Here is a 14,012-nt window from a genome sequence, read left to right on the forward strand (position 1 = left end):
CCTGGCCGGTTTCCCTTGATTGAAGGGAAGCCGGCCAGGCCTTTTTGGTGCAGGTTACGGGGTGCGTAGGCGCAGGGCGCTCGGGTTCACCGAGACCTGCAGTTCGTTGACCTGGCCGGTAGGGTCCCCGTCAATCTGGGTGTTCATCGGCTCATCGCAGCGCAGCGACACCCCTGCGGTCTGGTAGAAGCTCATTACCGGAATCTTGTTCTTGGCGCGGAAGGCGGTCTTGAGCAGGATCCAGGTCCAGCCGGCGGCCGAGCGGGGCGAAAGGATCACCGCGTCCAGCACCCCGTCGTCGATCTTTGCGTCGGGCACGAAATCCAGGCCCTGCAGCTTGCCGCAGTTGGCGAAGAGCACCGAGCGGACCTTGCGGGTCTGCCAGTTCTCGTCATCTGCCAGCTTGAAGCTCACCTTCTTGCGCTGGCCGGGCAGCTGGCGCAGGCCGGCTTCGGAATAGGCCAGCCAGCCAACCTTGGACTTCAGTTCTTCATTGGTGTCGTCAAACAGGTCGGCATCAGTTCCCACCCCGGCGATCACCAAGAACGCGTGGTCTGCCTGCTCTCCGTCCAGCAGCTTCAGCTTCATATGCCCGACGTCGATGCGCCGGACCATTCCGCGCACGGCAACCAGGGCTGCGGTGTGCAGGTCATCGAGGGGAATATCCACGTTGCGGGCCAGCAGGTTGCCGGTGCCCAGCGGAAGGATTCCCAAGGAAGCATCGGTGCCTTCGAGCACTTCCGCCACGGCGCGGATGGTTCCATCGCCGCCGGCAGCCAGAATTGTGTCGCATTGCGCATCCAGCGCTTCGCGGGCCGCATCCTGGCCGGCATTCTCCTTGGTCGTCTCAATGATCAGGGGGGCTTCCAGGCCCGCTTCGGCGCAGACGCGCTCCACGGCTTCCTTTGCTTCCTCAGCCCCTGACTTGGAAGGATTGATGACAATGGCAACCTTGGTGGCGACTGCCTGTTCCGCTGCTTCGGGCTGCTTGACTAGCGGCTTGCTGTAGTGCGAAAGCTTGCGCACCGAATACCAACTGGTCGCCGCGGCGGCAGCTGCGGCAGCCACGGCAGAGAAAACGATCACACGATTTGTCTGCATAATGCTCTCATCGTACTCATGATTGCTACGCTTAAGATGTGATCGACCTTAAAATGCTCACCGAAAATCCGGATATGTACCGCGCCTCGCAACGCGCGCGCGGTGCCGACGAGTCGTTAATTGACCAGCTGCTGGCAGCTGACACGGCGCGTCGTGAAACCATTGCTACCTACGAGCGCCTGCGTGCCGAGCAGAATGCGTTCTCCAAGAAGGTCGGCAAGGCCAAGGGCGATGAACGCGCCGCCCTGCTTGCCGAGGTCAAGGAGCTCGCTGCTTCGGTCAAGTCTGCCCAGGCAGAGTCTGACGCGGCCGCTGCCAAGTGCACCGCACTGCAGCGCTCGATCCCGAACCTGATCATCGACGGCATCCCAGCCGGCGGCGAAGATGACTTCACTGTCGTCAAGCACGTAGGTACCGTTCGCGACTTCAAGGCCGAAGGGTTCGAGCCGCTGGACCACCTGCAGCTGGCTGAGAAGCTGGATGCCATCGATATGGAACGCGGCGCCAAGGTCTCCGGCTCGCGCTTCTACTTCCTCAAGGGCATCGGCGCCCGCTTGGAAATCGCGATGATGAACATGGCCCTGGACGTGGCCATGGAGCACGAGTTCATCCCGATGATTACCCCGACCCTGGTTCGCCCCGAAACCATGCAGGGCACCGGCTTCGATGTCGAGCACGACGACGAGATCTACAAGCTCGAGCGCGACAACATGTACCTGGTCGGCACCTCCGAGGTGGCCTTGGCCGGCTATCATGCCGATGAGATCATGGACCTGGCCGAAGGCTCGATCCGCTACGCCGGTTGGTCCTCCTGCTACCGTCGCGAGGCTGGTTCGGCCGGCAAGGACACCCGTGGCATCATCCGCGTGCACCAGTTCAACAAGCTGGAGATGTTCGTCTACACCAGCGTGGAGAACGCCGAGGCAGAGCACGCGAAGCTGCTGGCCATGGAAGAGGACATGCTTGGACGCATGGAACTTCCATACCGCGTGATCGACACCGCCGCCGGCGACCTGGGCATGAGCGCGGCTCGCAAGTTCGACTGCGAAGCTTGGGTTCCAACCCAGGACACCTTCCGCGAGCTGACCTCGACCTCCAACTGCACCACCTTCCAGGCCCGCCGCCTGAACATCCGCGAACGCGAGATCATCGACGGCAAGCCAGGAAAGACCCGTTCGGTGGCAACCCTGAACGGCACCTTGGCCACCACCCGCTGGATCGTCGCGATTCTGGAAAACCACCAGAACCCTGACGGCTCGGTCAACGTGCCCAAGGCCCTGCAGCCTTACCTTGGCGGGATCGAAGTCCTCAAGTAAATCAGGTTCCGCAAGTTGCCGGTCATCCATTGCTGATGGCCGGCAACTGCATTTAACCCGTTGTTAAGGTGTTCCTGTGCCGCGGGTCATCGCGAAATAGCGGCGGTGATGGTTAACTTGAGCCATGACAGTAATGACAAAGATCGGCAACGACGACCGACTCGATAAGCAGAAATTGATGATTTGCCTTGATGTTGACGGAACTATCGTCAACCACCAAGGACAGATGAGCCAGCGGGTACGCGATGCGGCCCGGGCAGTGGTGGAACGAGGCCACGAAGTGGTCATTTCCACCGGGCGTTCCCTCGGGGCCGCCTTGCCGGTGATGGAAGAGCTGGGCATCGACCACGGCTATGTGGTCGTGAGCAATGGCGGTGTGCTCGCCAAGGTCACCGGATCAGATATCGAAGTGATCCACCGCGAGGTCTTCGATCCTTCAGCAGCGCTCAAGGCGCTATGGAAGCAGCTGCCCAAAGCCAAGTACGCGCTGGAAAATGAGCGCGGCGAATTCCTTTCCAACGAGTCTTTTGGCGATGCCAGCTTTGGTGCCGAAACCAAGGTCGTGGATTTCGATGAATTGCTGGAGAACAAGGCCGTGCGCGTTGTCGTGTTCTCCACGGATAATACTGCCGAGGAGTTCGGCCATGCAGTGCAGGGCCTGGGCTTATCCGGGGTGACTTACTCGGTAGGCTGGACCGCTTGGCTGGATATCGCCGCCGACGGCACCACCAAGGCCAGCGGCCTGGAGCGACTGCGCGCCATCTTGAAGTTCGACCTGGCCGATTCCCTGGCCGTGGGCGATGGCCGCAACGACATTGAAATGCTCCAGTGGGCTGGCCACGGCGTGGCCATGGGCCAGGCGCCAGACGAGGTCAAGGACGCAGCGGATGCTGTGACCGAGGGCGTCGACGACGACGGTTTGGCGATCGTCCTCGAAGAACTGCTGCAGGACTAGCCTGCGGCGTGACGCCTTTTAGAGCTGGTCGGTGAATTCCAGCAACCGGGAGATGGCTGCCCGGGCGCCGAGCTCATCGTTGTAGCCCGATCGCACAATCGCGGCTGATACCGCTTGCGGGGTGATGCCCAAAATCTCGGCCACCGCCTTCTGCTGGCCGCGCACGCCCGGGGTGAGCAGATCCACTACGGACCATTCGGCTTCGGTGCGGGTGCGGATCCAATGGCCGAGCATGCGCAGCAGCCCCTCCAGCTCAGCATCCATTTCATCGGTGCCCGAGGAAACGCAGATCGGCACGCGTTCCCCGCGATGGCTGGCCGCCTCAAGGGCACCGAGCGCGCGGCGCATTGCCTTGCCTTCCACCAGGTCCGCCTCGGCTGGCACCGGCTCATACAGGCTGCCGATGCCCAGCCCGATATTGCAGAAATTCAACCGCGTCACCCGCATCAGCGCATCTACTGCGGCCTCGGGATCCTTGGGCACGCCCAGCAGCAATTGCCCGCTCACTGCGGTGAACGGGGCATGGGTGTCCACTTCGGAGAGCTGGTCCCACAATTGCTCGCTGGCGGCTGCAACATCGGTGACCGAGCGGGGCCGGGGGCTGAGCGCAACGACAAACATGTTTCCAGTATTGCGTGCAAGTCCGGGATTGTCTTGCAAATGGCGGAAGTGACGCGGCAGGTGGCAGCCCGATAGGCTGGTACCGGAAACTTTGAAGGAGCAGCGATGGCTGGTGTGCTGGAAAAAGTGGGCCAGCTGGATTCCGCCACCGCAACGCAGAATGCGCCAGAAGCAGCTGAATTCAGGGTTGCAGCCGACTACCTCGCGGCAGCGGCAAGCGCCGAAACCTTGCGTGAATTAGCACAGCTGGCGACCGCACGCGGCGAACAGGACCTGGCCAACCTGCTCCATCAGGCGGCAGGACTCCAGCTTGAAGTCGCTAGGCTCGCTGGGTTGATGGCAGGGTCACGATCGTGTACTTGAAGAAGAACTGCGTGGCCGGTCCAATCAGCAGCGCATAAGCCACGGTGCCCACGCCTACCGGCCCGCCCAGCAGCCAGCCGATGGCCAGCACGGACAGCTCGATGACCGTGCGGATCAGTCGGATGGATTTCCCGGTGCGCAGGTGCAATCCGGTCATCAGCCCATCACGCGGACCGGTCCGAAATGGCAGCCGATATACAGTGCTCCGCCCAGTCCGTTGATGATGATCGCGCCGAGCAGTACGGCGATCTGCCAGCCAAGTCCGTGGACATCTGGGATGGCCCACAAGAAGAAATCCAGTCCCAGTCCAATGACCAGCACATTGGCGATAGTTCCCAGGCCAGGCCACTGCTTCAGCGGAATCCACGCGAGCAGGACCGCGAAACCGACCAGGATCACGATGGTTCCCAGTGACAGCGGAATATGGTTGGCAAGACCCAGGTGCAGCACATCCCAGGGGTCCACGCCGAGCTGGGCGCGGATCAAAAGCGCCATAGCCAGCGCGAACAGCAGCAGGCCAATGAATAGATTGGTTAAGCGCAGCGAAAGTCTTCCGGCGCGCAGTTGCTCGAATGGGGTGAGGTTGTACAGGGTCATGATGATTCCAAGGCTATCTGTGAGCCGCGCGGCCGCGGGAATTGCGCTTGGATTTCTTTGTCACATTACTAGTCCCAGTTCAGCCATTGAGCCGGAATGCCTGTAGCAACCAAGGCAAAGGTGCCGATGAATAACGCACCTATGATGATCGAGAAGAAGATGAGCCATCGGGTCGGGTTGTTGTTCACTGGTGCACATCTCCAGTGTTCTCTGCGCTCGTTTCTTCTTGGATGGAACAGGCGCCGCGTATTGCCGCTTCCAAGGCCCGTGGCAGCTGTCCGACTTCTAGCTTGGAACGCTTACGTGCGCCGGGATCGGTTTCAGCGCCGACGGTAGCCTCGACACCGTGAGGACGAAGTGCGGGCACATGGATGAACAGCGAGGGGACTGGCTGGCGGTATGCCAGATAGGCCACGTGATTGCAGACGAATCGTCCGGCATCTGTGGAGAGTTCGGCTTTGAATCCCTCATTCAGCATCATTTTCACTGCGGCCGCAGGATTCAATGACGCTTCCAGGAAATCTGGACCTCGAGGGTCGATGGCCGCAGCGCGCGGCTGATCCCCATCGTTGTCCTGGATGCGGGCATCATCAAGGTTCGCACCTCGGGCTTCCGGAGTGATCGCATCGCGGCCGCCGGCTTCTCCGACGCAAATCAAAGCATCAGGTCGATGTTCTGCCAGCAGGTGGTCCAGTTCTTGGGCGGATCGCTTGAAAGACACCGGAAGGATCGCGGTAGTGATTCGATGATTGGATATTTGCCCTGGCAGCTGGCTGACGGCCTCCTGGCTGGCGTTGAATGAGTCTTTGCCGAAGGGCTCGAAGCCGGTGACCAGAATATGCATAGTTCCATTATGTCCCCAAACTGTCGGTGCCCGCTGGTAGACCTTTGGTGTCGGTGCAATCCAAGATTTTGGTGGGAGTCACATGGTTATCGCAGTATTGGTCCTTGTCATCTTAAATATTCTCGCAACGGTATGCATAGCATTGCTGCTGATCCGCCGGACTGCGGGCAGCGATGAGGCGCAGATTTCCGAAGCTGTTCGCTCCGCCAACGCGGAACTGCGCCAAGAGTTGGGAATCCAGCGCACCGAGCTGCGCCAGAGCATGGGGGAGGTCCGCACCGATATCGACTCCAAGCTCACTGCGATGGCCGAATCCAATGCCAACCGCCATCTGCAGGTCCAGGCGTTGCTCCAGCAGGAAATGGACAAGCTGCGTTCCGGCAACGAGGCCAAGCTGGAGAAGATGCGCGAGACCGTGGACGAGAAATTGCAGGGCACTTTGGAGAAGCGCCTGGGCGAATCATTCGAGCTGGTCAGCAAACGGCTGGAAATGGTCCAGCAAGGTCTGGGCGAGATGCAGTCGCTGGCCCAGGACGTCGGTGGGCTCAAGCGCGTGCTCACCAATGTGAAAAGCCGCGGATCCTGGGGAGAAGTGCAGCTCTCACGCCAGCTGGAAGACATCCTCACCGCGGAGCAGTATGAACAGAATGCCACCGTGGTGCCCGGCAGCCGCGAGAGCGTGGAATTCGCGGTGATCCTGCCCGGACGCGAAGCCGGGACCATCTACCTGCCCATCGATTCCAAGCTGCCGCAAGAAGACTATGAACGGCTGCTCGATGCCCAGGAATCCGGGGAGAAAACCGCCATCGATGCGGCGGCCAAGGCCCTGGATCGGGCAATTATCGAGCAGGCCAAGCTGATTTCCAGCAAATACATCGCCCCGCCATACAGCACCGATTTCGCAATCATGTACCTGCCCACCGAAGGGCTCTTCGCAGAAGTCGTGCGCAGCCCGGGGCTAGCCAGCAAGCTGCAGACCGAGCACCGGGTCTTGGTTACCGGGCCGACAACCCTGATGAGCCTGCTCAATTCCCTGCAGATGGGCTTCCGCACGCTGGCCATCGAAAAGCGCAGCAGCGAAGTGTGGCAGGTGCTTTCTGCGGCCAAGGAAGAGTTCCGCAAATACGGGGATGTCTGGGACAAGCTGGGCAAGCAGCTCTCGGCCGCGCAGAATACCGTCAGCGCGGCCGGCACCCGCACTCGCGTGTTGGAAAAGACGCTGAGGGACGTGCAAACCTCGGAAGTCTCCGCCCAGGAAGACGTACTGACCGGGTTGCTTCCCGAATCCTAGAAACGAGCGCCGCGCAGGACTACGCTTGGCGCAGCAAGCGGCCTCATCCAAAGGAGCAGCCATGTCCAAGTACCTCATTTCGTTCCCCAGCCCGGCCATGAAATTTCCGGAAAGCGATCTGGAAGCCGTTGCGCACGCAGCCCATGAAGTTCTGCGTGAAGCCAAAGCGGCAGGAGGCTGGATTTTCGGCGGCGGCATTGACGAAAGCATCGCTGCGGTCATGGTGGAATCAGACGGCACGCTCCGTGAGGGCACCTATCGGCAGACCGCGCATATCGAGGGCGGGTACGCGGTACTCGAACTGGCCAGCTATGAGCAGGCGGTTGCCTGGGCCGCGAAGTTTGCGGCAGCCTGCCGCTGCGCCCAAGAAGTCCGGGTCTTCCAGGACGACCCCGAAAATTAAAGCAATGGCGGCGACCCCGTTTCCGGGGTCACCGCCATTTTCAGCTTACGCCTAGTGGCTAGGCCTTGAAACGCTCGATGGAGCGAGCCAGCTCAGCTTCGGCAGCCTCGCGGCCTTCCCAGCCTTCAGCCTTGACCCACTTGCCCGGTTCCAGGTCCTTGTAGCGGGTGAAGAAGTGCTCGATCTCCTTGATCAGCCATTCATCGATGTCTTCAAGTTCCTTGATGTGGTCAAAGCGCTTGTCGGCAGGAACGCACAGCAGCTTGGCATCGCCACCGCCATCGTCGGTCATGTTGAATACGCCGATTGGGCGAGCTTCGACAACAACACCTGGGATCAGGTCAACACCTGGGATGTAAACCATGGCGTCCAATGGATCGCCATCTTCGCCCAAGGTATCGTCGAAGTAGCCGTAGTGGGTTGGGTACTGCATCGAGGTGAACAGCACGCGATCCAGGCGCAGGCGGTGGGTCTCGTGGTCGATCTCGTACTTGACGCGCGATCCGGTAGGGATCTCGATGGTAACGTCGTGGCTCATGAAAAGCACACTCCTAAACTAGTCTTAGGGATATCCGATAATAAGGGTATCGCCCCATTGCGCCTGATGGATAAAACTTCGAGAGGAATGTAACCATATGAACACTGCCGCCCGACGCGCGATTACGTTGGGGGTGGCGATTGTTGCCATGGTTGCAGTCATCGTCGCGATGTTGCTGGCCCCGCGATTCTTCACCGGAGAGCCCGAAGCTTCCTACATCCCGGCAAGCGCCCAGCTGGCCGAAGCGTCCCCAGTCGCCGTGCAGGATCTGGATCCCAACGCGGCACAGCCAGACCCTGCTGTGCTCACCGCATCCCTGGATGCCATCCTGGCTGACAAGTCTGATAAGACATCGTTCAACGCCCAGGTGGTGGACGTGGCCACCGGCAACGTCCTGTATGACAGGAACTCCGAAATAAATGGCACCCCGGCCTCCAGCCTGAAGGTTGTCACCGCCATTGCCGCCCTGGATGCCCTCGGCGGAGATACCCAGCTGTCCACCAGCGTGCTGCTCGACGGCGGCACCCTGGTCTTGCGTGGCGGGGGAGATGTGCTGCTGGGTGACCGCGAATCCGACCCAACGCACCCCAAGGGCTATGCCGGGTTGGCCACCCTGGCCAAGCAGGCCGCAGACGAACTCGACAAGCGCGGCATCGAAGAGGTCGAGCTGTGGCTGGATGATTCCCTGTTCGGCGACGCCCGCAACAACCCGGCCTGGGACAAATCGCTGTTCACCTCCAACAACATTGGCGAGGTCTACCCGATCGCGCACTACGCCGGGCGCGCCGGTGAAAGCACCAGCACCGCCTACCAGTCAGATGCCGCCCAGCAAGTGCGCAAGGTCTTCGCCAAAGCCCTGGCCGAACGGGTGAAGGTCACTGAAGGCGGCCGCGGCCCCTATGCCGGCGGGCAGCAGATCACCGAAGTGAAATCGGCTCCGCTGCGCGATGTCATCAAGCACATGCTGCTGGTCTCGGATAACTACATCGCCGAAACCATGGGCAGGCTGGTTGCCTTGAACCGCCAAATGCCTGCCGAGCAGGCCGGAGCAGCCGTAGCGGCTGTTGCCCAGGAGCATGGAGCCTCGGACCTGGCGCTTTTCGATACCAGCGGACTGGCGGCCAAGAACAAGATTTCCCCGGCGTCGCTGACCGCAGTACTGCGTTCGGCGGCCACCAGCAAGAAGCCGGAACTGCGCGAAGTGGTCTATTCGCTGCCGGTCGCCGGCTACAACGGCACCCTGATGAACCGTCTGGGCGGCTCCGAGACCCTGGGCCTGGTCAGGGCCAAGACCGGTTCGCTGACCGGGGTGGCCACGCTGACCGGCATGACCATGACCGAAGATGGCAGGCTGCTGGCCTTCTCCATTTTTGCCAACCAACCCAACGGAACACTCGCACCTCACAAGCCCACCATTGACTCTGCTGTCACCGCCATCCGCGGCTGTGGCTGCCGGGTCTAGAAGCCGCAGGAGAAGCAAATGAACCAGTTCGTCGATTGGAAGCTGGCGGCCAAGGCCGCAAAAACCCTGATGCCTGCCGGGCCGAAAATCCAGTCCCAGGATGCTGCCCGGATCGTGGAAGAACTGCGCATTGCCGCCGGCGAAGGACTGGTGGAAGCCGAGAAGGTTTCCAAGCTCTCCTCCTCCGCACCGTCGCAGACCCTGGTGGTGGATCGTGCCGGCTGGGCCAAGGCGGTCAGCCAGAATTTCAGCGCGATGCTCCCCGCGGCACGCCAGGAGGTTCCCGGGGCAGTGCCGCTGATTGCCGGCGCTGAACTGGGCGCAGTGCTCTCGGTGCTCGGCACCCGGGTGCTAGGCCAGTTCGACCCGTTCGTTGGACCGCGCCTGTTGCTCAACGCCCCGACCATCACGCAGATCCGCGGGGAACTGAACGTCAACGCCCGCGACTTCTACCTGTGGATCGCCACCCATGAGCAGACCCACCGATTGCAATTCGAGCACGCGCCATGGATCCCGGAGGTCATGAAGCAGACCCTGGCCGAGGCCTTTGAGCCGCTGGCCGGGAACACCAGCTCCATGCGCGATCTGGGCGAGCGCCTCAAATCCATGAAGTCCGAAGTCAGTGAACTGACCAGTATCATGTCCGTGCTGGAGGGCCACGCCATGGTGGTGATGAACGATGTCACCTCGATTCGCAGCATCAAGACCATCCGCCGCCGCTTCGAAGCCCGCGGTGAAAACCGTTCGGCGCTGGCGATCCTGCTGGGCAAGGTGCTGGGCCTGGATGCCAAGGCGCTGCAGTACAAGCGGGGAGCCAAGTTCGTGCGGCACATTGTCGACGAGATCGGCTACGAAGGCTTCAATGAAATCTTCACCGACCGCGAAATGTTCCCCTCGGCCGACGAGCTCGATCACCCAGAACGCTGGCGGGCGCGCACCCGATGACCCACGCCCTGCACGTTGCCCGTGCCGCCATCAGCGCCAGCAGCGCACCGGGGCTGAACCTGATCGGGATCTCCGGCGGCGCCGACTCGCTGGCCTTGGCCATTGCCGCCGCTACGCTGCCCGGCCGCTTCGGTGCTGTGATCGTGGACCACTCGCTGCAGGCAGGCAGTGCCCAGGCAGCGCAGCGCGCTGGGCAGCAGTGCCGCGAATTGGGCTTGAACCCGGTGCTGATCAGCGAAGTCGAGACCTCGCCCGACGAGGCCTCGGCACGCGACGCCAGATACCAGGCGTTTGACCAGGCCCTGGCCCAGTTCGATGCGGATACCTTGATGCTCGCCCATACCCGTGATGACCAGGCCGAGCAGGTGCTGCTGGGACTAGTGCGCGGATCCGGAACCCGGTCGCTGGCCGGAATGCCGGCCCAGCGCGGAGCATACCGGCGCCCGCTGCTTGAACTTTCCCGGGCGCAAACCGAAGAAATTTGCAGGCACGCTGGAATCGAGTACTGGGATGATCCAAGCAATGCGGATACCGGGTACAAGCGCAATTTGATCCGCCATCGCATTCTTCCCTTCCTGGAACAGGAACTTGGCACACACCTTCGGCAGGCTTTGGCGCGCACCGCCAACCTGGCTGCCGCCGATGCGCAGGCCCTTGACCATTGGGCCCAGAAAGCCAAGGATGAGCACGGTCTCCAGCTCCCGGAATTACGCAAGCTCCCGGTGGCGGTCAGCTCGCGAGTATTACGCCTGGGTGCCATGGAAGCGGGTGCGAAAAATGTGGGCCATGAGCGAACGGCCGCGCTGTGCGCGCTGGCTGGAATCGGCCAACCCATGTCCAAATCTGCTGGTCCGGTGCAGCTGGACGGCGCGATCAGCGCCCACAGGCGAAGATCGGTGATCGTTTTCACCACAACCGGCTAAACAACCTTCCGCTAAATGTGGCACTCTAGGTAAGTACCACACCTCTAGAATCAGGAGAATTCTCGTGGATTCCAATGCAGTCAAAGCTGATCTCACGCATGTTCTGTACACCAAGGAAGAAATCCAGGCCCGCGTGGAAGAACTCGCCGCGCAGATCGACAAGGATTACGAGGGCCGCGACATCCTCGTCGTAGGTGTGCTCAAGGGCGCGGTGATGATCATGGCTGACCTGGTCCGCGCGCTGGACTCCCACCTGACCATGGACTGGATGGCAGTGTCCTCCTACGGTTCGGGTACCCAGTCCTCCGGTGTGGTGCGCATCCTCAAGGACCTGGACTCGGATCTGATGGGCAAGCACGTGCTGATCGTCGAGGACATCATCGATTCGGGCCTGACCCTGTCGTGGCTGAAGTCCAACCTCGAATCCCGCGGCCCGGCATCGGTGGAAATCTGCGCCCTGCTGCGCAAGCCGGAGGCCGCCAAGGTGGAAATCGACGTGAAGTACGTCGGCATGGACATCCCGAACGAATTCGTCGTGGGCTACGGCCTGGACTACGCCGAAAAGTATCGCAACCTGGACTGCGTGGCCACCTTGGCTCCGCACATTTATCAGTAGGGAACTTTTCTCGCCACTAGGGCGTTGAGAAATATCGAAGGTGGCGTGACCCGGACGCCAGAGCAGTGCGTGAGGGGGATGCGCCAGGCGCGGGGCCTGGCGGATCAATGAAAACGAAGAAGCTTTTTAACAGCTGGATCATTTGGGTCCTGGTCGGCGTTGTCGCCGTAGTGTTGTTCCTGCCCATGGTCTTTGGCAATAATTCGGCCAAGGTGGACACCTCTGTGGGTCTGCACCAGCTGACCAGCGGCAATGTCACCGAAGCGAAGATGTTCGACGGTGACCAGCGAGTTGACCTGAAGCTGCGCGACGCCTTGAAGGTGGACGGCGTGGACAAGGGCACCTCGGTGAGCTTCTACTACTCCACCGCACGTGCCGAGCAGGTCGTTGACGAAATCAACAAGGCCAACCTGGGCAAGTTCACCGACCAGCCGGTAGAGAGCAATTGGCTGTTGTCGATGCTCGGAGTGATCATCCCGTTCCTGCTGATCGCAGGCATCTTCTGGTTCATCCTCGCCCGCTCCCAGGGCGGCGGCTCCAAGGTCATGCAGTTCGGCAAGTCAAAGGCCAAGCTGATCACCAAGGACATGCCGCAGGTGACCTTCAAGGATGTCGCCGGGGCCGATGAAGCCGTGGAAGAACTCCACGAAATCAAGGAATTCCTGCAGGAGCCTGCCAAGTTCCAAGCCGTCGGAGCGAAGATCCCCAAGGGCGTGCTGCTCTACGGTCCTCCGGGTACCGGCAAGACACTGCTCGCCAAGGCTGTCGCCGGCGAAGCCCAGGTGCCGTTCTACTCGATCTCCGGTTCTGACTTCGTCGAGATGTTCGTCGGCGTGGGCGCTTCGCGCGTGCGCGACCTGTTCGAACAGGCCAAGACCAACTCCCCAGCCATCATCTTCGTTGACGAGATCGACGCCGTAGGCCGCCATCGCGGTGCCGGCATCGGCGGCGGCAACGATGAGCGCGAGCAGACCCTGAACCAGCTGCTGGTTGAAATGGACGGCTTCGACGCCACCACCAACGTCATCCTGATCGCCGCGACCAACCGTCCGGACGTACTGGACCCGGCGCTGCTGCGTCCGGGCCGCTTCGACCGCCAGATCCCGGTGGAGGCACCGGATCTGAAGGGCCGCGAGCAGATCCTGCAGGTCCACGTCAAGGGCAAGCCGATGGATGCCACCGTGGATCTGAACGCCGTTGCGAAGAAGACCCCGGGCTACACCGGTGCCGATCTGGCCAACGTGCTCAACGAAGCCGCGCTGCTCACCGCCCGCTCCAACGCCAACCTGATTGACGACCGCGCACTGGATGAGGCCATTGACCGTGTCATGGCCGGCCCGCAGAAGCGCACCCGCCTGATGGACGAGCACGAGCGCAAGGTCACCGCCTACCACGAAGGCGGCCACGCACTGGTCGCCGCGGCGATGAACCAGACCGCACCGGTCACCAAGATCACCATCCTGCCGCGCGGCCGCGCGCTGGGCTACACCATGGTGGTTCCCGAGTCCGACAAGTACTCGGTGACCCGCAATGAGCTGCTGGACCAGATGGCCTACGCCATGGGCGGCCGCGTGGCCGAGGAGATCGTCTTCCATGATCCTTCCACCGGCGCCTCGAACGACATCGAGAAGGCGACTTCCACCGCTCGCAAGATGGTCACCCAATACGGCATGAGCGAAAAGGTCGGTGCCGTGCGCCTGGCCGGCTCGGCCGCCGAACAGGGCATGGGCACTGCTAGCCGCGACTTCTCCGACGAAATGGCCCACCTGGTGGACCAGGAGGTGCGCGAGCTGATCGAGCAGGCGCACAATGACGCCTACCAGGCGCTGACCGCCAACCGCCATGTGCTCGACCGCCTGGCCCTGGCCTTGCTGGAGCGCGAGACGCTGAACCAGAAGGAAATCGCCGAGATCTTCTCGGATCTGGTCAAGCGCGAGAAGCGTGAAGTCTGGTTGAGCAATGAGGCCCGCCCGGTGCACACCGAGGGTCCGATATTAAGCCCCAAGGAGCGCGCAGCTTCCTCGACCGACTAGGATC

The 14,012-nt window shown here is 61.6% G+C and carries 16 protein-coding genes; 10 read left to right on the top strand and 6 right to left on the bottom strand.

Features of this window, described 5'->3' with window-relative positions; translation table 11 throughout:
• Nucleotides 1-54 precede the first annotated feature (54 nt).
• Entirely contained in the window at nt 55-1,101 is a 1,047-nt protein-coding gene (locus tag AARI_RS00675; protein WP_013347465.1) for a diacylglycerol/lipid kinase family protein, read from the bottom strand.
• A gap of 38 nt (nt 1,102-1,139) precedes the next feature.
• Here AARI_RS00675 and serS point away from each other — a divergent pair, with 38 nt between their 5' ends.
• Both serS and AARI_RS00685 read left to right on the top strand, forming a co-directional pair.
• On the top strand, nt 1,140-2,417 hold the full coding sequence (serS, locus tag AARI_RS00680) for a serine--tRNA ligase (RefSeq protein WP_013347466.1): 1,278 nt from the start codon (nt 1,140-1,142) through the stop codon (nt 2,415-2,417).
• A 124-nt stretch (nt 2,418-2,541) separates the two neighbouring features.
• On the top strand, nt 2,542-3,372 hold the full coding sequence (locus AARI_RS00685; RefSeq protein ID WP_013347467.1) for a Cof-type HAD-IIB family hydrolase: 831 nt from the start codon (nt 2,542-2,544) through the stop codon (nt 3,370-3,372).
• Between the two features lie 18 nt (nt 3,373-3,390).
• Here AARI_RS00685 and AARI_RS00690 read toward each other — a convergent pair whose 3' ends face one another.
• Entirely contained in the window at nt 3,391-3,993 is a 603-nt protein-coding gene (locus tag AARI_RS00690; protein WP_013347468.1) for a hypothetical protein, read from the bottom strand.
• A gap of 105 nt (nt 3,994-4,098) precedes the next feature.
• Between AARI_RS00690 and AARI_RS00695 the strand changes: the two genes are divergently transcribed.
• Nucleotides 4,099-4,356, top strand: a complete 258-nt coding sequence (locus AARI_RS00695; protein ID WP_041648263.1) for a hypothetical protein — start codon at nt 4,099-4,101, stop codon at nt 4,354-4,356.
• Here AARI_RS00695 and AARI_RS20000 read toward each other — a convergent pair.
• From AARI_RS20000 to AARI_RS00705, 3 genes are all read right to left on the bottom strand, one after another.
• Nucleotides 4,313-4,513 carry a hypothetical protein gene (locus tag AARI_RS20000; RefSeq protein ID WP_231849418.1) on the bottom strand — a complete coding sequence of 67 codons (201 nt, stop codon included), beginning with the start codon at nt 4,511-4,513 and terminating at the stop codon, nt 4,313-4,315. The genes AARI_RS00695 and AARI_RS20000 overlap by 44 nt on opposite strands.
• Nucleotides 4,513-4,953: a YczE/YyaS/YitT family protein gene (locus AARI_RS00700; RefSeq protein WP_231849419.1), complete on the bottom strand. Its 441-nt coding sequence runs from the start codon at nt 4,951-4,953 to the stop codon at nt 4,513-4,515. Before AARI_RS00700 ends, AARI_RS20000 begins: the two co-directional genes overlap by 1 nt.
• A 184-nt stretch (nt 4,954-5,137) precedes the next feature.
• Nucleotides 5,138-5,797 (bottom strand): pyroglutamyl-peptidase I family protein, encoded by a 660-nt coding sequence (locus tag AARI_RS00705; protein ID WP_013347469.1) that lies wholly within the window; start codon nt 5,795-5,797, stop codon nt 5,138-5,140.
• A gap of 82 nt (nt 5,798-5,879) precedes the next feature.
• Between AARI_RS00705 and AARI_RS00710 the strand changes: the two genes are divergently transcribed.
• Together AARI_RS00710 and AARI_RS00715 are read left to right on the top strand one after the other, a co-directional pair.
• Nucleotides 5,880-7,088 carry a DNA recombination protein RmuC gene (locus tag AARI_RS00710; RefSeq protein ID WP_013347470.1) on the top strand — a complete coding sequence of 403 codons (1,209 nt, stop codon included), beginning with the start codon at nt 5,880-5,882 and terminating at the stop codon, nt 7,086-7,088.
• 61 nt (nt 7,089-7,149) lie between these two features.
• Nucleotides 7,150-7,491, top strand: coding sequence for a YciI family protein (locus AARI_RS00715; RefSeq protein WP_013347471.1), 342 nt, complete (start codon nt 7,150-7,152; stop codon nt 7,489-7,491).
• Between the two features lie 58 nt (nt 7,492-7,549).
• Here the strand turns inward: AARI_RS00715 and AARI_RS00720 are convergent, their stop codons facing one another.
• Complete coding sequence (locus AARI_RS00720) at nt 7,550-8,029, bottom strand: inorganic diphosphatase (protein ID WP_013347472.1); 480 nt, start codon at nt 8,027-8,029, stop codon at nt 7,550-7,552.
• A gap of 97 nt (nt 8,030-8,126) precedes the next feature.
• On the opposite strand from AARI_RS00720, the gene dacB reads away from it, so the two are divergent.
• From dacB to ftsH, 5 genes are all read left to right on the top strand, one after another.
• Entirely contained in the window at nt 8,127-9,491 is a 1,365-nt protein-coding gene (gene dacB / locus AARI_RS00725) for a D-alanyl-D-alanine carboxypeptidase/D-alanyl-D-alanine endopeptidase (RefSeq protein ID WP_013347473.1), read from the top strand.
• A gap of 18 nt (nt 9,492-9,509) precedes the next feature.
• A complete protein-coding gene (locus AARI_RS00730; RefSeq protein ID WP_013347474.1) occupies nt 9,510-10,436 on the top strand; it encodes a zinc-dependent metalloprotease in 927 nt (308 codons plus the stop codon).
• Complete coding sequence (tilS, locus tag AARI_RS00735; protein ID WP_013347475.1) at nt 10,433-11,359, top strand: tRNA lysidine(34) synthetase TilS; 927 nt, start codon at nt 10,433-10,435, stop codon at nt 11,357-11,359. Before AARI_RS00730 ends, tilS begins: the two co-directional genes overlap by 4 nt.
• Before the next feature lie 64 nt (nt 11,360-11,423).
• On the top strand, nt 11,424-11,975 hold the full coding sequence (gene hpt / locus AARI_RS00740; protein WP_013347476.1) for a hypoxanthine phosphoribosyltransferase: 552 nt from the start codon (nt 11,424-11,426) through the stop codon (nt 11,973-11,975).
• A gap of 107 nt (nt 11,976-12,082) precedes the next feature.
• Entirely contained in the window at nt 12,083-14,008 is a 1,926-nt protein-coding gene (gene ftsH, locus AARI_RS00745; RefSeq protein ID WP_013347477.1) for an ATP-dependent zinc metalloprotease FtsH, read from the top strand.
• Nucleotides 14,009-14,012 lie beyond the last annotated feature (4 nt).

The sequence above is a fragment of the Glutamicibacter arilaitensis Re117 genome (assembly GCF_000197735.1).
Lineage (GTDB): Bacteria > Actinomycetota > Actinomycetes > Actinomycetales > Micrococcaceae > Glutamicibacter > Glutamicibacter arilaitensis.